General features: G+C 58.7%; 19 protein-coding genes. 11 read left to right on the top strand and 8 right to left on the bottom strand.

The features are described 5' to 3' along the window. Positions 1–79 precede the first annotated feature (79 nt). Positions 80–739: a methyltransferase family protein gene (locus J0G10_RS18835; RefSeq protein WP_095124524.1), complete on the bottom strand. Its 660-nt coding sequence runs from the start codon at positions 737–739 to the stop codon at positions 80–82. A 218-nt stretch (positions 740–957) separates the two neighbouring features. Further along, complete coding sequence (locus J0G10_RS18830; RefSeq protein ID WP_220556462.1) at positions 958–1,854, bottom strand: LysR substrate-binding domain-containing protein; 897 nt, start codon at positions 1,852–1,854, stop codon at positions 958–960. Between the two features lie 112 nt (positions 1,855–1,966). Between J0G10_RS18830 and J0G10_RS18825 the strand changes: the two genes are divergently transcribed. From J0G10_RS18825 to J0G10_RS18815, 3 genes are read left to right on the top strand one after another with little or no spacing between them, the layout of a single operon-like run. Then, the gene (locus J0G10_RS18825) at positions 1,967–2,989 is read left to right on the top strand and encodes an aldo/keto reductase (RefSeq protein ID WP_095124525.1); all 1,023 of its coding nucleotides are present in this window, start codon (positions 1,967–1,969) and stop codon (positions 2,987–2,989) included. Next, positions 2,986–3,783, top strand: a complete 798-nt coding sequence (locus J0G10_RS18820) for an SDR family NAD(P)-dependent oxidoreductase (protein WP_095048022.1) — start codon at positions 2,986–2,988, stop codon at positions 3,781–3,783. The genes J0G10_RS18825 and J0G10_RS18820 overlap by 4 nt, the downstream gene beginning before the upstream one ends. A gap of 21 nt (positions 3,784–3,804) precedes the next feature. After that, a complete protein-coding gene (locus J0G10_RS18815) occupies positions 3,805–4,215 on the top strand; it encodes an SRPBCC family protein (protein ID WP_095048021.1) in 411 nt (136 codons plus the stop codon). Positions 4,216–4,344: 129 nt separating this feature from the next. Here J0G10_RS18815 and J0G10_RS18810 read toward each other — a convergent pair whose 3' ends face one another. Together J0G10_RS18810 and J0G10_RS18805 are read right to left on the bottom strand one after the other, a co-directional pair. Further along, positions 4,345–5,739 (bottom strand): sensor histidine kinase, encoded by a 1,395-nt coding sequence (locus J0G10_RS18810; RefSeq protein ID WP_220556461.1) that lies wholly within the window; start codon positions 5,737–5,739, stop codon positions 4,345–4,347. After that, positions 5,717–6,400 carry a response regulator transcription factor gene (locus J0G10_RS18805; RefSeq protein WP_007914996.1) on the bottom strand — a complete coding sequence of 228 codons (684 nt, stop codon included), beginning with the start codon at positions 6,398–6,400 and terminating at the stop codon, positions 5,717–5,719. Before J0G10_RS18805 ends, J0G10_RS18810 begins: the two co-directional genes overlap by 23 nt. Before the next feature lie 307 nt (positions 6,401–6,707). On the opposite strand from J0G10_RS18805, the gene J0G10_RS18800 reads away from it, so the two are divergent. After that, positions 6,708–7,637 carry a hypothetical protein gene (locus tag J0G10_RS18800; RefSeq protein ID WP_095048019.1) on the top strand — a complete coding sequence of 310 codons (930 nt, stop codon included), beginning with the start codon at positions 6,708–6,710 and terminating at the stop codon, positions 7,635–7,637. 24 nt (positions 7,638–7,661) lie between these two features. On the opposite strand, the gene J0G10_RS18795 is transcribed toward J0G10_RS18800, so the two are convergent. Next, positions 7,662–7,871 (bottom strand): hypothetical protein, encoded by a 210-nt coding sequence (locus tag J0G10_RS18795; RefSeq protein ID WP_141231768.1) that lies wholly within the window; start codon positions 7,869–7,871, stop codon positions 7,662–7,664. Here J0G10_RS18795 and J0G10_RS18790 point away from each other — a divergent pair. The 4 genes from J0G10_RS18790 (at position 7,864) to hcnC (ending at position 11,619) form a co-directional block, all read left to right on the top strand. Next, complete coding sequence (locus J0G10_RS18790) at positions 7,864–8,403, top strand: hypothetical protein (protein ID WP_007915001.1); 540 nt, start codon at positions 7,864–7,866, stop codon at positions 8,401–8,403. The two genes, J0G10_RS18795 and J0G10_RS18790, sit on opposite strands and share 8 nt — an antisense overlap. 240 nt (positions 8,404–8,643) lie before the next feature. Then, positions 8,644–8,961: a cyanide-forming glycine dehydrogenase subunit HcnA gene (gene hcnA, locus J0G10_RS18785; RefSeq protein WP_220556460.1), complete on the top strand. Its 318-nt coding sequence runs from the start codon at positions 8,644–8,646 to the stop codon at positions 8,959–8,961. Continuing rightward, entirely contained in the window at positions 8,958–10,367 is a 1,410-nt protein-coding gene (gene hcnB / locus J0G10_RS18780; protein ID WP_220556459.1) for a cyanide-forming glycine dehydrogenase subunit HcnB, read from the top strand. The genes hcnA and hcnB overlap by 4 nt, the downstream gene beginning before the upstream one ends. Continuing rightward, a complete protein-coding gene (gene hcnC / locus J0G10_RS18775; RefSeq protein ID WP_095048017.1) occupies positions 10,360–11,619 on the top strand; it encodes a cyanide-forming glycine dehydrogenase subunit HcnC in 1,260 nt (419 codons plus the stop codon). Before hcnB ends, hcnC begins: the two co-directional genes overlap by 8 nt. 52 nt (positions 11,620–11,671) lie before the next feature. On the opposite strand, the gene J0G10_RS18770 is transcribed toward hcnC, so the two are convergent. Beyond that, positions 11,672–13,480 (bottom strand): monovalent cation:proton antiporter-2 (CPA2) family protein, encoded by a 1,809-nt coding sequence (locus tag J0G10_RS18770; protein WP_220556458.1) that lies wholly within the window; start codon positions 13,478–13,480, stop codon positions 11,672–11,674. A gap of 262 nt (positions 13,481–13,742) precedes the next feature. On the opposite strand from J0G10_RS18770, the gene J0G10_RS18765 reads away from it, so the two are divergent. Beyond that, positions 13,743–14,657, top strand: coding sequence for a LysR family transcriptional regulator (locus J0G10_RS18765; RefSeq protein ID WP_220556457.1), 915 nt, complete (start codon positions 13,743–13,745; stop codon positions 14,655–14,657). On the opposite strand, the gene J0G10_RS18760 is transcribed toward J0G10_RS18765, so the two are convergent. Further along, positions 14,647–15,417, bottom strand: a complete 771-nt coding sequence (locus J0G10_RS18760) for a substrate-binding domain-containing protein (protein WP_095048014.1) — start codon at positions 15,415–15,417, stop codon at positions 14,647–14,649. The genes J0G10_RS18765 and J0G10_RS18760 overlap by 11 nt on opposite strands. A 12-nt stretch (positions 15,418–15,429) precedes the next feature. Beyond that, the gene (gene tcuC / locus J0G10_RS18755; RefSeq protein WP_095048013.1) at positions 15,430–16,722 is read right to left on the bottom strand and encodes an MFS transporter; all 1,293 of its coding nucleotides are present in this window, start codon (positions 16,720–16,722) and stop codon (positions 15,430–15,432) included. 433 nt (positions 16,723–17,155) lie between these two features. Between tcuC and J0G10_RS18750 the strand changes: the two genes are divergently transcribed. Together J0G10_RS18750 and J0G10_RS18745 are read left to right on the top strand one after the other, a co-directional pair. After that, the gene (locus J0G10_RS18750) at positions 17,156–17,464 is read left to right on the top strand and encodes an RcnB family protein (RefSeq protein ID WP_220556456.1); all 309 of its coding nucleotides are present in this window, start codon (positions 17,156–17,158) and stop codon (positions 17,462–17,464) included. A gap of 233 nt (positions 17,465–17,697) precedes the next feature. After that, positions 17,698–19,395 (top strand): ATP-dependent nuclease, encoded by a 1,698-nt coding sequence (locus J0G10_RS18745; RefSeq protein ID WP_220556455.1) that lies wholly within the window; start codon positions 17,698–17,700, stop codon positions 19,393–19,395. Positions 19,396–19,404 lie beyond the last annotated feature (9 nt).

Here is a 19,404-nt window from a genome sequence, read left to right as displayed (position 1 = left end):
TGTCAGTCACTATAAATTTGACTGAACTACCGCTATCGCTGGCAAGCCAGCTCCCACAGGGTTAAGTGTTGCCCCGTGGTCAGTAAACCCCCGGCACCAACCGCCAGCTCCGTGCGCAATAAGCGTCGTACTCCGTGCCAAACTGCGCCCGCAGCAGGGCTTCTTCCGAGTGAATCCGGGCAATCAACGGGATCAACGTCAGCGCCGCCAGCATCAACCCGACCACCGAACGAAACGCCAATGCCCAGCCCACGGCATTGATCAACAACCCCAGATAACTCGGATTGCGCAGCCGTTGATAAATGCCATCGGTGACTAACCGATGCCCCGGTTGAATCGCCACCAGTCCGCTGAAACGCCGTCCCAGCACAAACACCGGCCACAACCGCAGCACGCCGCCGACGATAAACAGCAATGCGCCGAGCCAGCGCACGCCTTCACCGCCCAGCGTCCAGAAATTCACCCGGTCGCAGTAAGCCGGCAGAAAACCACTGAGCAGCCCGATCACACCGAACGCCGGAATCACCCAGCGATTGGCGCGGTCTTCGCGCTCGCCAGTGCTCAGGTTGACCTCACTGAACAGCGAAGCAATCACCATCGCCACCGTCGCCAATGCGACGATCACCAGCGAACCGTGGGAAAAGAACATAGCCACACCACCAATGCCCCACACCGCCAGGCCGAGGTAGGCGAGGGTGGCGAGTACCGCGACGACGGTCATTTGTGCGGACATTCTCATGGTCAACTCACGGCTGGATGCTGATCTGATGAGTGTAGATCCACCGCAAAACCTGTGGGAGCGAGCCTGCTCGCGAAGGCTTTGGGTCAGTCACATTCGATGTTGGATGTGCCGGCCCCTTCGCGAGCAGGCTCGCTCCCACAGGGATCTGCGTCGTACAGAGAATGCGAGATCACTTCTGAACCTGTGGGAGCGAGCTTGCTCGCGAAGAAGCCCTTTCAGTCAGCGGCTATCTCACCGTCAGTCAGGACTTTGCGGAAGGTCTCGACCAATGGCCGCAAGTTGATCCGGTGCCACGCCGCCCACAACGGCGTGGTCAACGTCAGCCACGGCAGTTCGCGCAGCACCACACCCGGCGGTGCGTTATGGCTCAGGCCTTTTTGAATCATCGCAATCCCCAGCCCCGACGCCACCAGACCCAGCGCGGTAAACGGTTCGGTCGCCTGCATGCGCACATCCGGGGTGAAGCCGGCGCGAATGCAGGCGCTGGCAAACTCATCTTTGGCATCCTGACGCGGCTGCACGCCGATCCATTCCTGATTGGCCAGATCCTCGGGACTCAACGCCGCTTGCTGCGCCAAACGATGCTGCTCCGGCAACGCCAGCAGCATCGGGTCATCGAGCACCTGGAAACTCAGCAGATCCGGATCGTCATCGGTCGGCGGCTCGCTCACCAACGCGATATCGAGACTACGCTGTCGCAAGCCCTCCAATTGCTCGGCGGAGCTGAGGTTGTACAACGCGACGTGTACGTTGGGACGATCCGCGCGTAACACGCGCAAGGCATTGGGCAAGACGCCGGCGTGCATAGCATTTTCGATATAGCCGATGCACAAACCGCCTTCTTCGCCACGACCCAGGCGTTTGCCGAGGGATTCCAGGCGATTGGCGTGGGTGAGCAGGGCGCGGGTTTCGGCGAGGAAGGTCTGGCCGTCGCGGGTCAGGCGAATGCGTTGCTGACTGCGCTCGAACAACGTCAGGCCCAGGCGCTCTTCGAGCTGGGCGATCTGCCGGCTCAGCGGCGACTGGGAAATATGCAGCCGTTCGGCGGCGCGGCCGACGTGTTCTTCCTCGGCGACTACAACGAAGTAGCGCAATTGGCGGATGTCGATCATGTCAGACCTATAGGGACTCAAGTGCTGCAGATTATGTCTTGGACGGTCTCGGTGTCGCAATCTAGGATCTGCTCAACGGTCACGCCGACCAAGAACGTATGAGGACAATCCAATGAGCTTGAAAGACAAACTTCCCGGTCAACTGGGCTTCGGCACCGCGCCACTGGGCAACATGTTCCGCGCCATCCCCGAAGAAGAAGCGCAGGCCACCGTGCACGCCGCGTGGGATGCCGGCGTGCGCTACTTCGATACCGCGCCGTTCTACGGCTCCGGTCTTTCGGAGATCCGCCTCGGCGAAGCACTGAAGCAGTACAAACGCGACGACTACGTGCTGAGCAGCAAGGTCGGCCGGGTGATTCTCGATGAAATCGAAGACGCCGCCGCCCGCGATCTCGGCGAGAAGAGCGGGGTGTTCGAGCACGGTCGGCCGAACAAGATCGTCAACGACTACAGCGCCGACGCGACTATGCGTTCGATCGAAGACAGCCTCAAGCGTCTGCAAACCGATCGCCTCGACATCGTCTGGGTGCACGACATCGCTCAGGATTTTTACGGCGATCAATGGCTGGAGTACTTCAATCAGGCCCGCACTGGCGCATTCAAAGTGCTCACCCGCTTGCGCGAAGAAGGCGTAATCAAAGGCTGGGGCCTGGGCGTGAACAAAGTCGAGCCGTGCGAACTGACCCTTGATCTCAGCGAAGCGCAGCCGGACGGTTTCCTGTTGGCCGGTCGCTACACGCTGCTTGATCACGAACGCCCGCTGCAGCGCTTGATGGATGCGGCTCGGGCGCAGAACGTTGAAATCGTTGTCGGTGGCCCTTACAGCTCAGGCATTCTCGCCGGCGGCTCGCACTTCGAATACCAGCAGGCCAGCCCTGAAGTCATCGCCAAGGTCGAGCAGATCAAACGCATCGCCGCCGCTTACAACGTTGATATCAAAGCCGCCGCGCTACAGTTTTCGCTGGCCAATCCGACGGTCGCTGCAGTGATTCCCGGCGCGAGCAAACCCGGTCGTATCGCCGAAGATGTCGCGGCGTTGTCGGCGATCATTCCTGCCGGTTTCTGGCAGGCGATGCGCGACGCCAGACTGGTTTCTGAACGTGCACCATTGCCAATCGATGAGGTGAAAGCATGAAGATTGATCTGAGTGGAAAACTGGCCATCGTCAGCGGCAGCACCGCCGGCATTGGTCTGGGCATCAGCCAGTCGCTGGCCGAATCCGGCGCCACCGTGGTGGTGATCGGCCGCGACACGGCCAAGGTCGAGCAGGCGCTGGCGAGCATTCGGCAGAAAGTGCCGGGGGCGCAGTTGCGTGGTTTGACTGCGGATCTGGGCACGGCCGAGGGCGCGCAAAAACTCTTCGCCGCTGAGCCGCGCGCGGACATTCTGGTGAACAATCTCGGCATCTTTAATGACGTGGATTTCTTCGATACGCCGGACAGCGAGTGGACGCGCTTCTATGAGGTCAATGTGATTTCCGGCGTGCGCTTGGCGCGGCACTACGTGCCGGCGATGGTCGAGCAGGGCTGGGGCCGGGTGATCTTTCTTTCCTCGGAATCCGGCGTGGCCACGCCAGCCGACATGATCAACTACGGCGTCACCAAAAGCGCCAATCTGGCGGTGTCCCACGGTCTGGCCAAACGTCTGGCTGGCACCGGGGTGACGGTCAATGCGATCCTGCCGGGGCCGACCTTCACCGACGGCCTGGAAGACATGCTCAAGGAGGCTGCCGCCGAATCCGGGCGCAACCTGCGCGATGAAGCCGACGCCTTTGTGCGCAAGGCCCGCCCGACCTCGATCATCCAGCGCGTGGCGGATGTCGAAGAGGTCGCGCATCTGGTGACCTACATTGCTTCGCCGCTGTCCTCGGCCACCACCGGCGCCGCGTTGCGCGTCGATGGCGGCGTGGTCGACAGCCTGACTATCTGAATTCTGGAGAGACGTTTATTTATGCCAACAGCATCCGCAACCATCGACATTCCGGCCTCGGCCGATCAGGTCTGGCAATTGATCGGCGGCTTCAACACGCTGCCCGATTGGCTGCCCTTTATTCCCAACAGTGAGCTGAGCGACGGTGGCCGCGTGCGCACCCTGCAAACCGCTGACGGCGCTGTGGTAATCGAGCGACTGCAAGCGTTCGATAACGCCGCGAAGACTTACAGCTATTCGATCGAACAGGCACCGTTCCCGGCGACTGATTACCTGGCGACGATCAAGGTTGAGGCCCAAGGGCAGGGTGCACGGGTGACGTGGTCGGGTCGTTTCAACGCCAAAGGCGTGAGTGATGAGGAAGTGGTGGCGTTGTTTAACGGCATCTATCAGGGTGGCCTCGAGGCACTCCGAGCCAATTACCCAACCTGAGTTGATGATCGTTCCCACGCTCTGCGTGGGAATGCAGCCCGGGACGCTCCGCGTCCCTTTCGCAAGCTGGAACGCGGAGCGTCCCTTGAGGCATTCCCACGCAGAGCGTGGGAACGATCATGTCGGGAATCAGGAGTTTTCGATCAGGCTCTGCCGGCAATCGAGCAGCAGTTTCGCCCCGCCCAGATCACTGCTGCCGACTTCAAGACTGAAGCCATGCAAGCTGACAATCGCCGCCACAATCGACAATCCGAGGCCAAAGCCACCCTGCGGCTGCCCACCCTCGGCGCGATAGAAGCGCTGGAACACCGCCTCACGCTCAGCCTCGGGAATCCCCGGCCCTGAGTCGTGCACCTCAATCCGCGTTTGCCCACCGGCGTTCACCCCACGCAACATCACCGTGCCGCCCGGTGGCGTGAACTTGATCGAGTTGCTCAGCAGATTGGCCAAGGCCTCGAACAGCAACGCCCGATCACCATTGAGCGGCGGCAGGGTCTCCGGCATGTTCAGCTCGAAACGCAGCTCGCCTTCCTCGGCCAATGGCAAATAAAACTCGTGCAGTTCTTCCAGCAATTGCACTGGATCGAGCTCGACAAAACCTGAACGGCGCTGGCGATCCTCAAGCTCGGAAATCCGCAACAACCCGCGAAACCGCGCCATCAGCGTGTCCGCTTCGGCGAGCACCAGATCCAGTTGCGCCGCTTCCTGCGAACCTTCACCAGCCTGCTGCTGCATGCGATACAACTGCGCGCGCAGGCGCGTCAGTGGCGTGCGCAGATCATGGGCGATGTTGTCGCAGACGCCTTTGACTTCATTCATCAAGCGCTCGATGCGCTCCAGCATCGCATTGACGATGGCCGCGAGCATGTCCAGTTCATCGCGGCGATTGGACAGCGGCAGGCGCCGGGTCAGGTCGCCGGCAACAATCGCCTGAGCGCTGGCCTGAATCGCCCGGATGCGCCGCAACGGCCGACGCCGCAGTAAATGCCAACCGGCAATGCCCGGCAGAATCGTCAGCGACACGCCCCAGAACAACGCATGCAAAATGATCCGCGTGACGGCGAACAGCGAGCCGTTGTCGCGCAGCAACACCAGCCAGCGCCCATCGCGGGTTTGTGTGGCCACCGCATCGCAGCTGTCATTGGGCAGGGTCGGGTCATCGGAGTCGGCGCATTCGGCAAGCATGTGGATCTTGCCGTCCAGCGGCAGGCCTTCGGGGATCTGCTGGAGCGCTCCACCGAGGTAAACGCCGTTGGCGTCGAACAGGCCGTAGGCGTCGATGCCGCGAATGTCGAAGGTCATGCTGGCGGCGAGGGCGTCTTCCAGTTGTTCGCCGCGAAAGTGCGAAAACAGGTGCTGACGTTGCATCAACGAGTGTTTGGCGAGGTTGTCGAGGTAGCCGGAGACCTCGTAATACATGACCCCCATGAGGATCGCGCTCCAGGCCACGAACAGCGAACTGTACAGCGCCAGCAATCGGCTGCTGGAGGAGCGCCAGCCGTCAGACGGGTTCGGCAATGACATAACCCGAGCCCCGTACCGTGCGGATCAACGGCACATGGCCGGCGGCGTCGATCTTCTTGCGCAGACGGCCGATGTGCACGTCGATCAGGTTGGTCCCGGGGTCGAAGTGATAGCCCCAGACCTCTTCGAAAATCATCATCCGCGAAAGGATCTGGCCGCTGTTGCGCATAAGGAACTCGAGCAGCTTGTACTCAGTCGGCAACAGCGTCAGCACCTGTTCGGCGCGGCGCGCTTCATGGCTGATCAAGTCCAGTTCGAGGTCGGCCACTTGCAGCGTCGTTGCCTGAGTAGCGCCGCTGTTCTGCCGACGCAGCAACACTTCGACCCGTGCGGCCATCTCGTCGGTGGCAAACGGTTTGGTCAGGTAATCATCACCGCCGGCGCGCAAGCCGCGTACGCGCTCGTCGACATCGGAGAGGGCGCTGATCATCAGGATCGGCGTGGCCACGCCCATGGTACGCAGCGTGGTGACGATGGCCAGGCCATCGAGTTCGGGCAGCATGCGGTCGAGGGTGATCAGGTCGTAGTTGCCGCTCACGGCGCGGTCGAGCCCTTCGCGGCCATTGTCGACCCAGTCGACTTCCAGCCCGTGGCTGCTCAGTTCGGCGACGATTTCCCGAGCGGTCACGGCGTCGTCTTCGATGGTCAAGATACGAGTCATAGGCAGGCCTGCTGATCGGTTCAAACGGAATGGCAGCATTTTGCCAAGAAATTCCGCTGACGCTTTAAATTAACTTTCATGTTGACCTGTCACAAACGCAGATTTGGAGCGCTATTGATACTTGAGGCCAATGCATAAAACCCGCTGTTATCCGGCAATTATTGCAATTTGCAAGGTTTGCGTAAGTTCATTCTTTCTAACTTATTGAAATTAAAAATTTTATTTAATTTTCGCGAATGGCACGGTCACTGCAATTCCTCTGCTGACGAGTTGTAACACCATTTTTCATGCCTGGAGCAGAACAACAATGAATAGATCTTCTGATGGGTTTTATCCTGCCGTTGAAGAGTCGAGCAGCGTTTCGGGCGTGTCCTGGGGCGCGATTTTCGCAGGTGCCGCGGCTGCCGCTGCCCTGTCGATGATTTTGGTCCTGCTCGGGTTCGGTTTGGGTTTCTCTGCCGTTTCACCGTGGGCCGGAGAGGGCGTCAGCGCCAAGGGCCTGGGCATTTCAACGATTGTCTGGCTGGCGCTGACGCAAATCATCGCTTCTGGCATGGGCGGTTATATCGCCGGTCGCTTGCGGGTGAAGTGGGCGAACATGCACGGTGACGAGGTGTATTTCCGCGACACCGCGCACGGCTTCCTGGCCTGGTGTGTGGCTACATTGGTCACTGCAGTGCTGGTGGTCGGTTCGGTCAGCAGCGTGATCAGTGGTGGTGTGCAGGCCGGTGCCAGTGTGGCTGGCGGTGCTGCCAGCGCCATGACTCAAGCAGCCGGTTCTGCGGCGGCCAACACCGACAGCAACCAGTACGGCTACTACATCGACAGCCTGTTCCGCGATGACCGTCCGGCCTCTGTCAGCGATGACGCCGCTCATGGCGCTGTGGCCCGCATCTTTGCGCAAAGCCTGGCCAACGGTCAGCTGAGTGCTGAAGACCGTACTTACCTCGCACAACTGGTCGCGCAACGTACCAACCTGACTCAGGCCGATGCCGAACGTCGCGTTGACGAGATTTATGCGCGCACTCAGAAAGCCCTCGCCGACGCCAAAGTCAAAGCTCAACAAGCCGCCGACACCGCTGCGAAAGTCGCTGCCTTGACCTCGCTGTGGATGTTCATTTCGCTGTTGGCCGGTGCGTTCTTCGCCAGCCTCGCGGCTACTTACGGCGGTCGTCGTCGGGATGCCGTCGAGTACGTAGAAGTCGACACCTACACCACGACCACTCCAGTCCGTTAAACAAGGAGCATCACCATGCGCTCATTACTGCTGTTTTTCCTCGGCGTACCGATCCCGATCATCATCCTGATCGCCCTGTTCGTGCACTGATTGCTCCATTGAGGCCCATGCCTCGGCCGTTTCCACCTTCGGGTGGAAGCGGCTTTTTGCTTTCTGACGGGCAACAAGGGGAAAATCCGCGTCGGCAACGGGGCGGCCGTTGCGCGCACGTTTAAGGATGAATACGTTGAACAAGCAAGCAATCAAACGAAAAGTCGTCGAAATGCTCGATAGCGGGCATTCCAGGGCCGAAACCTTCAAGGCGTTTTCGGGTGGCAAGGTCAAGGATCGAGTGCTGGCGGGCTGGATCGGGGCGCATCCGGATCCCGCCCTGAGAAAACGACACGCCGTTAAAGTCAACATTCTGGTCGCACTGATGGGTATCTGGGGACTTCTCGGGGCGATAGCCGGGCTGCTTCAAATCAATGACGGTGGCATCGCTATGGCATTGACCATGGTCTTGATTATTGGCGTGATTCCGCTCTTGTTTGCGTGGGGCTTTTACAAGGGCATCGCGGTGATTTACACAATCTATGTCACCTTCACGATCAGCCAGATTCCTCGTGAATTCTACGGCTTCAGTGAAGAACCCGTGTCGACTCTGCTCGGCGTGGCGTTCATTCTGGCCATGGTGTTCTACGCCGCCTGGGTCAAATCGCTGCTGTTTCCGGACCTCGCTTTGGTCGGTACAAGGAAGATCAAAGGGCAGTACGTCTTCTCCAATTGATCGTTGGACAATCCAGCCGCTTTCACTGGCCTGGATCAATATTTCGCCGGGCGATATCGCCTAACGTAAATGATCCAGGCCTTTGCTGAGGCATGAACTACAGTGCTTCACGCGCACCTTGTTGCGCTGACGAAGTAGCTGCGTCGACGCCCCTCACAGCCACAATAAACGCGTCGACCCGGTGTAGTGCAGCAAGGAGCTGACACCACCTCAACCGAACTCTCACGGATGAACATAGCAATGCACTGCCAAGAAAGAACCTTCGATATCCAGCCGTTGGCGCAGGCGGACATGACCGTCCACATCAACGGTCAAGCGGTCACCGCCGCCATCGGCGAAACCGTCCTCAGCGTTATCCAGTCCCTCGGCGTTCGCCAGATTGCCCGCAACGATCACGACCAGATCACCGGCGCCTATTGCGGCATGGGCGTGTGCCAGTGCTGCCTGGTGAAAATCAATGGCCGGCACAAACGCCGTGCCTGTCAGACCGTCGTGCGCGACGGCATGCAGATCGAAACCCAGGTCAACCGCATCACCGCGCAGGAGGTGATCGCATGAGCCAGCAACCGGTCATCGTCGGCGGCGGCCCGGCGGGGATGGCGGCGGCCATCGAACTGGCGCGCCACGGGGTGCGCTGCACCTTGCTCGAAGAAGCTTCACGCCTTGGCGGTGTGGTCTATCGCGGGCCGCTGCGTGACGGCGTGCAGCTGGATTATCTCGGCCCGCGCTACTCCGAAGCGCTGGGCAAACTGCACGGTGATTTTCAGGAACAGGCCGGGCTGATCGATGTACGCCTCAACCATCGTGTGGTCGGCGCCGAAGGTACTCGTGCATTGGTAGTGCTGGATGGCGATGAGCAATTGCACGAGATCGAGTATCCGCAATTGCTCCTGGCTGCCGGTTGCCACGAACGCAGCGTGCCGTTTCCGGGCTGGACGTTGCCGGGGGTGATCATGCTCGGCGGTCTGCAACTGCAAATCAAAAGTGGCGTGGTCAAGCCGCAAGGGCCGGTGATCATCGCCGGCACCGGGCCGTTGCTGCCGCTGGTGGCGACGCAGTTGCATGCGTCGGGCGTCAGCGTCGCGGGCGTGTATGAGGCTTGCGCGTTCGGCAAGATTGCCCGCGAAAGTCTGGCGCTGCTGAACAAGCCGCAATTGTTTCTCGATGGTTTGAGCATGCTCGCCTACCTGAAACTGCACGGCATCCCGATGAACTACGGCTGGGGCGTGGTCGAGGCGCATGGCGAGGGCGAGCTGAAAAGCGTCAGCGTCGCGCCGTACTCGGCCACGTGGGAACCGGACATGAGCCGCGTCGAGCGTTTCGAAGCCAAGACCTTCGCGGTCGGTTATGGCTTTATTCCGCGCACCCAACTGAGCCAGCAGATGGGCCTGGATCACGGCTTCAGCGATGACGGTTATCTGCGCGCCAACGCGAACGTCTGGCAGCAAAGTAACGAACCCCACGTGCACCTGGCCGGTGACATGGGCGGGATTCGCGGTGGAGAAGCGGCGATGCTCGCCGGCAAGATCGCCGCAACCTCGATTCTCCTGCAACGCGGCGTGCTCGAAGAGGAATTGGCGCGTGTGCGCCGCGACCGCTACTTGAGCAAACTCAAAGCCATCGTGCGCTTTCGTGCTGCTGTGGATCGCTACACCGAACGCGGCGTCGGCCAGACCGCATTGCCTGCCGCTGACACGGTGATCTGCCGTTGCGAACACGCGACCCGCGCTGACATCGACCTGGCGCTGGAGCAAGGCGTGCAAGACATCGCCAGCCTGAAAATGCGCACCCGCGTAAGCATGGGCGATTGCCAGGGGCGCATGTGCGTCGGCTACTGCAGCGATCGCTTGCGTCAAGCGACCGGGCGCAAGGACGTCGGTTGGCTGCGCCCGCGATTCCCGATTGATCCGATTCCTTTTTCCGCGTTCCAGTCTGTCGGCACGGAGGCCGCTGCCCATGAGTAAGTTCTACGACGTGATCATTGCCGGCGGCGGCGTGATCGGGGCGTCCTGCGCCTATCAATTGTCCAAGCGCAAAAACCTCAAAGTGGCGCTGATCGATGCCAAGCGCCCGGGCAACGCCACCCGTGCGTCGGCCGGCGGTTTGTGGGCGATCGGTGAGTCGGTCGGCCTCGGCTGCGGGGTGATTTTCTTCCGCATGATGTCGGCCAACCGCAAGCGCGAAACCCAGGGCGCGGCGGTGGCAGTGGACGCAAGCACGCCGCACATTCTGCCGGAGTCATTCTTCGATTTCGCCCTGCAGTCCAACGCGCTGTACCCGGCGCTGCACCGTGAGCTGAAAGACAACCACGGCATGGATTTCAAGTTCGAAAAGACCGGGTTGAAATTCGTCATTTACGACGATGAAGACCGGCTCTACGCCGAGCACATCGTCGGCTGCATTCCGCACCTGGCCGATCAGGTGCGCTGGCTCGACCAAGCGGCGCTACGCGAGTCTGAACCGAGCGTCAGCCACGAAGCACGCGGGGCACTGGAGTTTCTCTGCGATCACCAGGTCAGCCCGTTCCGCCTCGCCGATGCCTACATGGAAGGTGCACGGCAGAACGGCGTCGACATCTTCGTCAACACCAACGTCACCGGTGTGTTGCATCACGGCAGTCGCGTCACCGGTGTGCAGACGGCCGAGGAGGGCGTGTTCCACTGCAAGACGCTGATCAACGCCGGTGGTGCCTGGGCGGCGGACTTGAGTGAATGGGCGACGGGTATTCGTATCCCGGTGAAACCGGTAAAGGGCCAGATTCTGCTGACCGAGCGCATGCCGAAGATTCTCAACGGCTGCCTGACCACCAGCGACTGCTACGTGGCGCAGAAGGACAACGGCGAGATCCTGATCGGCAGCACCACCGAAGACAAAGGCTTCGACGTCACCACCACCTACCCGGAAATCGCCGGGCTGGTGCAGGGCGCGGTGCGCTGCCTGCCGGAACTCAAGGACGTCAATCTGAAACGCACCTGGGCGGGTTTGCGTCCGGGCTCGCCGGATGAGTTGCCGATTCTCGGACCCATGCGTGGGGTGGAAGGGTATTTGAATGCCTGCGGACACTTCCGCACCGGCATTCTGACCTCGGCGATTACCGGTGTGCTGCTGGACAAACTGGTCAACGATGAGCCGTTGCCGCTGGATATCACGCCGTTTCTGGCGGACCGCTTTGAAGTCGCGCCGGTCAAGCAAGCGTTGGAACTGGAACTGGCCTGACCTTGGCAAGATGATCGTTCCCACGCTCCGCGTGGGAACAATCGGGTGTGGCTCAGGTGTTGCGGGATTTTTCTTCTAGCTGGTCCGATTCGAACAACCGCGCCAGTTCCGCCCGGGCTTCCTGGGCGGTTTGCAGGACTTTCGCCGCGTCGTCGTAGATCGCGTGCTGCGCCTCCAGCACCTGTTCGTCGTGGTGCTTGAAACGCTTGATCCGCGCATCGGCCTGAGCCTGGGTGAGACCGAGCCCGACCAACGTGCGCCGACTCATCTCCAGACTTGAGTAATACGTCTCACGAATCGCCTCCGCGCCAACATCGACCAAACGGTGCACGTGCTGACGGTTACGCGCCCGGGCGATGATCTTCATGTGCGGATACAGCTTGCGCACCACCTCGGCGGTCTTGATATTGGTCTCCGGATCATCCGTGGCAATCACGAAATATTCCGCCTCACCGACCTTGGCCGCATTGAGGATTTCCGGGCGCATCGGGTCGCCGTAGAACACCGGCACACCGCCAAAACTGCGCGACAGTTCAATGGTTTCCACCGAGGTGTCCAGCGCGACGAATTTGATGTTCTGCGCACGCAGAATCCGCGCGACGATCTGGCCCATCCGGCCCATGCCAGCGATCACTACACGCGGCGTGTCGGTGTCGATCTCACGGTATTTTTCCGGCACTTCCACCGGCTGCACTTTTGGGCTGACCAGCCGCGCGCAGATCAGCAGCAACAACGGCGTCACCGCCATCGACAGGGTGATGGTCAACACCAGCAAGTCATACAAACGCGGTTCGAACAGGCCCTGGTCGCGACCGATCTTGAACACCACAAAAGCGAATTCACCACCGGCCGCCAAGACGATACCGAGGCGAATCGCGCTGACCTTGTTCAAGCCACCAGCCAGACGCCCGACGACGAACAGCAGCGGCAATTTCAGCCCGATCAACAGCAGCGTCAGCCCCAGCACAGTGATCGGCGCACTCAGCAGCAAGCTGAGGTTGGCACCCATGCCGACGCTGATGAAAAACAGCCCGAGCAGCAAACCTTTGAACGGCTCGATCTGCGCTTCCAGTTCATGGCGATATTCCGAATCCGCCAACAGCAAACCGGCAAGAAACGCGCCCAGCGCCATCGACACACCGACCAGATCCATCAACCACGCCGTGCCGATCACCACCAGCAACGCCGTGGCCGTCGACACTTCCGGCAGACCGGTTTTCGCCACCACGCGAAATACCGGCCGCAACAGATAACGCCCACCAACCACGACCACGGCGATACCGCCGAGCACCTGCAACGCATGGTTCAGGCTTTCCGCGTTACTGGTGTCGTGAGCACCACCCGCCAGCATCGGCACCAGTGCGATCAACGGGATCGCGGCGATGTCCTGAAACAACAGAATCGCAAACGCCAACCGCCCATGGGGGCTGGTCAGTTCCTTGCGCTCGGCCAGACTTTGCAGACCGAATGCCGTCGAGGAAAGGGCCAGACCGAGGCCGAGCACGATCGCACTGTTCAGCGGTTGGCCAAACACCGACAGCGCCAGCACGCCGATCACCGAAGCCGTCAGCAACACCTGCGCCAGACCAACGCCGAACACCGATTTGCGCATCACCCACAAACGTCGCGGCGACAGCTCAAGGCCGATGATGAACAACAGCAACACCACGCCCAGTTCGGAAATATGCGCGACGCTTTGCGGGTTGCCGATCAGGCCCAGCACTGAAGGACCGATGATCACCCCGGCAAACAGATAACCGAGCACGGCGCCCAGTTGCAGACGTTTGGCCAAAGGCACGGTGAGCACGGCCGCGAACAGAAAGACGACAGCGGCTTGCAACAGATTGCCTTCATGGGGCATGGGGGGTTACTCCTGACAACGGTACGGCGGGGGTGACAAGGATAAGGGCTACAGCGACTTTTCATCCACCGAAGATCCCCTGTAGGAGCTGTCGAGTGCAACGAGGCTGCGATCTTTTGATCTTGCTTTTGCCTTCGAAGAATCAAGGTCAAAAGATCGCAGCCTGCGGCAGCTCCTACAGGGAATCTTCATGTGGCCTGTAATAAGTTGCATCAATTGGTTACATTTATAACCTAAGCGAATCAATCTCCCGAGTCCCGCCATGGCCATCAACTTCGACCTCAACGACCTGCAAGCTTTTCGCGCCGTGGTCGAGCAGGGCAGTTTCCGCAAGGCCGCCGACACCGTGCGCCTCTCGCAACCGGCGTTGAGCCGGCGCATCGAAAAGCTTGAAGACGCCCTCGGCGTAAAACTCTTCGAACGCACCACACGCAAGGTCAGCCTGACCCAGGCCGGGCGCGGATTCATGCCCAGTGTCGAGCGTTTGCTCGATGATCTCGACGTTGCGTTATTGGGCATCAGCGAAGTCGCATCGACCCGTTTGGGCCATGTCACCGTTGCTTGTGTGCCTTCGGCGGCGTACTACTTCATGCCCCGCGTGATCGCGCGCTATCACCAGCAATTTCCACGGATCAAAGTCAAAGTGCTCGACTCCAGTGCGCACGATGTCTTGAGTGCGGTGGTCAATGGCGAGGCGGATTTCGGCTTGAGTTTTCTCGGCACGCAGGATGCCAAAGTCGAGTTCGAACCGCTTGTGCAGGAGTGCTACGTCGTCGCTTGTCGCCGCGATCATCCGTTGGCCGGGCGCAGTAGCGTGACGTGGGATGAGTTCTATCAGCAGGATTACATCTCGCTCGACAAGACCTCCGGCAACCGCTTTCTGCTCGACCAGGCGTTGAGCACGGTGGTGCCGCAGCGTTCGAGCGTCTGCGAAACCCGGCATGTGACAACGATGATCGGTCTGGTGGAGGCGGGGTTGGGGGTGGCGGCGGTGCCGCTCATGGCGATGCCTGGGCCGGATCATCCGATCCTGACGCGGGTGCCGCTGACCGATCCGCAAGTGATGCGCAGTGTCGGCATCATCAAGCGCCGGGGGCGCACGTTGACCCCGGCGGCATTGGAACTGGAGCGGCTGGTGGTGGAAATGAAGGTCCAGCCGCCGATTGTCAGCGCTTGACCGAATCCAGTCCGGTGGCCTGCACGTCTGCTTGCGCGGCCGGCGCGGCGAGGTAAGCGAGCAGCGCTTTGGCTTCTTGCGGATGCTGTGCGCCGACCGGAATCCCAGCGGCAAAACGCGTCACCGACTGCACCGATTCCGGAATCTTCGCGACGAAACTCACGCCCGGCACCGGCAGCAATTCGCTGACCTGCTGGAAGCCCAATTGGTAGTCGCCAGTGGCAACCACCGAGCCGACCGGGATTTTCGCAATCATCTTGGCCTTCGGCTTCAGCTGATCTTCGATGCCCAGTTTCTTGAACAACTGCTGCTCGATGTAGACGCCGCTGGCGCTGTCTGAGTAGGCCACCGATTGTGCGTCGAGCAGGGTTTTCTTCAGGCCGTCGACACTGCTGATGTCCGGTTTCGGCGCGCCTTCGCGCACCACCAGGCCGATCCGCGAATCGGCCAGTTCCACGCGCGAAGCCGGGTCGACCTTGCCTTGTTTGATCAAGTCATCGAGGGCATAGCCGACCATGATCACCACGTCGGCGTGTTCACCGCGCGCGAGGCGATTGGGGATCGCCTCGGGTGCTTTGCCCATCGACGGACCGAGGCTGGTGGTCAGTGTGTTGCCGGAGGCGGCGGCGAATTTCGGGCCGAGGATTTTGTAGGCGGCGGTGAAGCCGCCGGAGGTCATCACGCTCAATTCTTCGGCCTGGGCCGCGAGGTTGAACGCGAGACCGGCGAGCAGGGCGGTGACAGTAAACAGTTTTTTCATGGCGTGTTTTCCTCAGGCCGCGACAGGTTGCAGACGACCACCGGCACGGCGGTACAGATAAAGAGTGGCGCACAAGGCACATAGCGCACCGATGCTCATCCAGTAACCCGGCGCGGCTTTGTCGCCGGTGTACTGAATCAGGAAGGTCGACATCGCCGGGGTGAAACCGCCGAAAATTGCCGTGGCCAGGCTATACGCGAGGGAGAAACCGGCAACCCGCACTTCCACCGGCATGATCTCGGTGAGCGCCGGAATCATTGCGCCGTTGTACAAGCCGTAGATAAACGACAGCCACAAGAGCGACAGCAGCATGTGGCTGAAGCTCGGCGCCTGCACCAGGTACGACAGCGCCGGATAAGTCGTGGCCAGGGCCAGCAGCGACATGGCAATCAGCACCGGGCGACGGCCGATACGGTCGGACAACAGGCCGCCAATCGGCAACCAGAAGAAGTTCGACACACCGACCAGCAGCGTCACCAACAGCGCGTCGGACGTGCTCAGGTGCAGCACGGTTTTACCGAAGGTCGGCGCGTACACGGTGATCAGGTAAAACGCGGTAGTGGTCAGCGCGACCATCAACATGCCGCCGAGTACCACGCCCCAGTTCTGGCCGAGGGTGCGGAACACTTCGCCCATGCTTGGGCGGTGTTTGCGTGCGGCGAACTCTTCGGTTTCCGCCAGGTTACGGCGCAGGAAAAAGATGAACGGGACGATCATGCAGCCGACGAAAAACGGAATCCGCCAGCCCCAATCGGCCACCACATCCGGCGCCATCCATGCGTTCAAGGCGTAGCCCAAAGCGGCGGCGACGATGATCGCCACTTGCTGACTGGCCGACTGCCAAGCGGTGAAGAAACCTTTGCGGCCCGGCGTGGCGATCTCGGCGAGATACACCGACACACCGCCCAATTCCGCCCCAGCCGAGAAACCCTGCAGCAAGCGCCCGATCAACACCAGTGCCGGCGCAAACAGGCCGATGCTTTCGTAACCGGGCACCAGCACTATCAGGATCGTGCCGCTGGCCATGATCGACAGCGTGACGATCAACCCTTTGCGCCGACCTACGTCATCGATGTACGCACCGAGCACGATGGCGCCGAGCGGACGCATCAAGAAGCCTGCGCCGAACACCGCAAAGGTCATCATCAGGGAGGCGAACTCACTGCTCGCCGGAAAGAACACCGCCGCGATCTGCGTGGCGTAGAAGCCGAAGAGGAAGAAGTCGAATTGTTCGAGGAAGTTGCCCGAGGTCACCCGGAAAATGGCACCGGCCCGCGAGCCGTTGTGAGGGATTGAGGCTGTCATAGAAAAGTACTCCACCGCTTTTATGACGTGCGCGACGGGAGGGCGGCGCACGGTTTTTATTGAGGTGGATGGTGGCGCAGGTGTAACCGGATGTTAATTGCATTATTGGCATGGATTGATGTGCAAAGTGGATCAATGGGGTTTTTTGGGTACAAATCCATTGCTGCTGTAACGGCTGTTTATGGTTTCGCCACCCCAGCCCTCTCCCGAGGGAGAGGGAGCCGATTTCGGTTGGTTTTGAAACTTGCATTCGACTCGGTATCGCACGTCGGCACACTTCTGCCAAACACCTCGGTCAGTCCCCTCTCCCTCCGGGAGAGGGCTAGGGTGAGGGGCTCTTGATTTCCTCTAGCGCCCACCCCCGGTAAAAAAGGAATGATTCCCGCCCCACGCAGTCGGAGTTGAGGTACTACACAATTCAGGAGGTTCACCGATGAACAGCAAAACCCTAATCGCCAGCCTGGCCCTCATCGCCGGCATTGCCGGGATCAGCCCACTTGTTCAAGCGGCGCAAACCTCAAATGAACAAGCCGTGCAATCCCCGGTCAGCGACCGGGAGTTGAAGGTCAACGACCGTGCGCCTGAAATGTATCAGCGTAAGGACAAGGCCCTGCAAAACTGGAAAGCCAAAGGTCTGAAAGCACCGATCGAGCAGGCCCAATGGGTGCAGATCAACGACAAGTACGTGATGGTGATGATCACCAACGGGACAATTGTCGAGATGCAACCGGTCGAGCGTTAAACCTCCGGCAATAATCAGCCATGGACGGTTGATTGCAATCGAGCGCCGTTCGGGTAAACCCCTTGGGGCATTTAGATGAAGGGAGGCCAGGACAGATTGAAAAAGTGACCACCGTATCGCGAAAGCGATCGTCTTCAACGCGAGGCTAATGTTCATCAATCTACTACATTGAATTGACATCGGTGTATGGGGTAGTGGCAAAATGACTATTTGTCGCGATTACATGGACTGTCATGACTATCAATTTCGGTTTTTCCGTCAAAAATTACAAGTGTTTCAAGTCTCGCGGAGTAAGCCTTCATCGTATCGAAAACATTAATTTGTTAATCGGTAGAAATAATGTTGGCAAGTCAAGTTTTATAGATATATTGGACACTTTGTGTGCTTTAGATACTTGGGGTGGAAGTGATTTTCCGGAGCTTGAGCTTTTCCAAACGCTGACTGACGATATAATTGCGAAAATTGATTTTGATGAGACCATCGACCTAGGTGAACCCGAGTCAGAGCTTGTGGGTCATGAACATCTCAAGGGAGCAGTTGTTACTTATAGTGAATCTGAAGATTCGATTGATTTTCTCGGCGTAAGTTGTGAGGTTTCGGAGTTTGAGGAGTATGCGCTGGTTGAGCGCTATTCATCTAGATTTTTTCGCGATGAGACTGGTAGTGCTAGGGTCGCGCCTCAGGGTATTCTCAATAAAAAACATGTGAGATTACATGCGGATCGCGATATTGCACCGGAAGTTGATAAGAAAAATATTGTTTTCACGGGCAATGGTGTAGGTGCGACGCAAATAGTTCATGCACTTTCCCATCATTCAGAACGGGATAGGGAACTAATTACAAAGATATTTTTAAGTGCGTTGAATGAGGTGTTCAGTCCAGACACTCGCTTTATTGAAATGACAACCAAATATCACAAGGCTAGAGACGTCTGGGAAATTTATCTTTCTGAGGAAGGGGCCAAGCTTTATCCGCTGTCTCAGTCTGGAAGCGGGCTGAAAACGATTATTTTGGTGTTGCTGAATCTGTTGGTTCGACCAGTGTTTGAAGATGCCCTGGTTTCCGAGTATATATTTTCTTTTGAAGAACTAGAGAATAATCTGCATCCTAGTCTGCAGCGCAGACTATTTAAGTACCTTGAAAGTTTTGCGGTAAGTAATGATTGCCATATATTTATAACGACTCACTCCAGTGTGGCCATTGATACGTACAGTGAATCGAATAACGCGCAAATAAATCATATTCAAAAAGTAAATGACGAAGTGGTTGGGTTCGTTGTTAGCGATAGTTCTCACGGATATCGTGTGTTGTCTGATCTCGGAAATAAAGCCAGCGATCTATTACAGGCGAATGGTTTGCTCTGGGTGGAAGGGCCATCGGATCGTATTTTTATTAATAAATTTATCGAAATATTTGGTAAGGGAGAGATTCAGGAAGGAGTGCATTTTCAGTTTGCTTACTTTGGCGGAAGTCTCTTGAAACATTTCGATATGTCTGTTCCCGAGCATGAGGGCAGCGAGGCTTTAAATGTCTTGAGGATTAACAAAAATGCGGTGCTCATTTGTGATGGCGATAGGCGCAGCAAAAATGATCCTCTTAAGGCTAGAGTAATAAAGGCTATGGGTGCTCTAGAAGAGTCAGGCGGGTATTCGTGGGTCACAGAGTGCAGAGAAATTGAAAATTGCATTCCTGCGGAGTCGTTTAAGTCAGTGAATGCGCTAGAGGGGGTTGGGGATATCGGAATGTATGAGTCAATACTGGAATTTTTGACACGGCATGAAGCCACGCAAGCTACTGAGTACACTAATAAGTTTGAAAAGGCAAAAGAGTATGTGAGGTCATTTAGTCGTAGTAATTTGAAGTTTCGTCCCGAGATTGAGAGCAATATGATTGAAATATGTTCCCGTATTCGAAGCTGGAATTTTATATAGGTGATCGCT

Source organism: Pseudomonas germanica, assembly GCF_019614655.1.
Lineage (GTDB): Bacteria > Pseudomonadota > Gammaproteobacteria > Pseudomonadales > Pseudomonadaceae > Aquipseudomonas > Aquipseudomonas neuropathica.
This window is presented reverse-complemented; position numbering and strand designations above follow the sequence as displayed.

What these genes read in the sequence shown, in the direction of transcription:
- hcnA (WP_220556460.1), top strand. Translation starts at nt 8,644, where the DNA reads ATGCACTGCCAAGAAAGAACCTTCGATATCCAGCCGTTGGCGCAGGCG.
- J0G10_RS18820 (WP_095048022.1), top strand. Translation starts at nt 2,986, where the DNA reads ATGAAGATTGATCTGAGTGGAAAACTGGCCATCGTCAGCGGCAGCACC.
- J0G10_RS18830 (WP_220556462.1), bottom strand. Translation starts at nt 1,854, where the DNA reads ATGATCGACATCCGCCAATTGCGCTACTTCGTTGTAGTCGCCGAGGAA.
- hcnB (WP_220556459.1), top strand. Translation starts at nt 8,958, where the DNA reads ATGAGCCAGCAACCGGTCATCGTCGGCGGCGGCCCGGCGGGGATGGCG.
- J0G10_RS18745 (WP_220556455.1), top strand. Translation starts at nt 17,698, where the DNA reads ATGACTATCAATTTCGGTTTTTCCGTCAAAAATTACAAGTGTTTCAAG.
- J0G10_RS18825 (WP_095124525.1), top strand. Translation starts at nt 1,967, where the DNA reads ATGAGCTTGAAAGACAAACTTCCCGGTCAACTGGGCTTCGGCACCGCG.
- J0G10_RS18750 (WP_220556456.1), top strand. Translation starts at nt 17,156, where the DNA reads ATGAACAGCAAAACCCTAATCGCCAGCCTGGCCCTCATCGCCGGCATT.
- hcnC (WP_095048017.1), top strand. Translation starts at nt 10,360, where the DNA reads ATGAGTAAGTTCTACGACGTGATCATTGCCGGCGGCGGCGTGATCGGG.
- J0G10_RS18805 (WP_007914996.1), bottom strand. Translation starts at nt 6,400, where the DNA reads ATGACTCGTATCTTGACCATCGAAGACGACGCCGTGACCGCTCGGGAA.
- J0G10_RS18800 (WP_095048019.1), top strand. Translation starts at nt 6,708, where the DNA reads ATGAATAGATCTTCTGATGGGTTTTATCCTGCCGTTGAAGAGTCGAGC.
- J0G10_RS18810 (WP_220556461.1), bottom strand. Translation starts at nt 5,739, where the DNA reads ATGTCATTGCCGAACCCGTCTGACGGCTGGCGCTCCTCCAGCAGCCGA.
- J0G10_RS18770 (WP_220556458.1), bottom strand. Translation starts at nt 13,480, where the DNA reads ATGCCCCATGAAGGCAATCTGTTGCAAGCCGCTGTCGTCTTTCTGTTC.
- tcuC (WP_095048013.1), bottom strand. Translation starts at nt 16,722, where the DNA reads ATGACAGCCTCAATCCCTCACAACGGCTCGCGGGCCGGTGCCATTTTC.
- J0G10_RS18815 (WP_095048021.1), top strand. Translation starts at nt 3,805, where the DNA reads ATGCCAACAGCATCCGCAACCATCGACATTCCGGCCTCGGCCGATCAG.
- J0G10_RS18835 (WP_095124524.1), bottom strand. Translation starts at nt 739, where the DNA reads ATGAGAATGTCCGCACAAATGACCGTCGTCGCGGTACTCGCCACCCTC.
- J0G10_RS18765 (WP_220556457.1), top strand. Translation starts at nt 13,743, where the DNA reads ATGGCCATCAACTTCGACCTCAACGACCTGCAAGCTTTTCGCGCCGTG.
- J0G10_RS18760 (WP_095048014.1), bottom strand. Translation starts at nt 15,417, where the DNA reads ATGAAAAAACTGTTTACTGTCACCGCCCTGCTCGCCGGTCTCGCGTTC.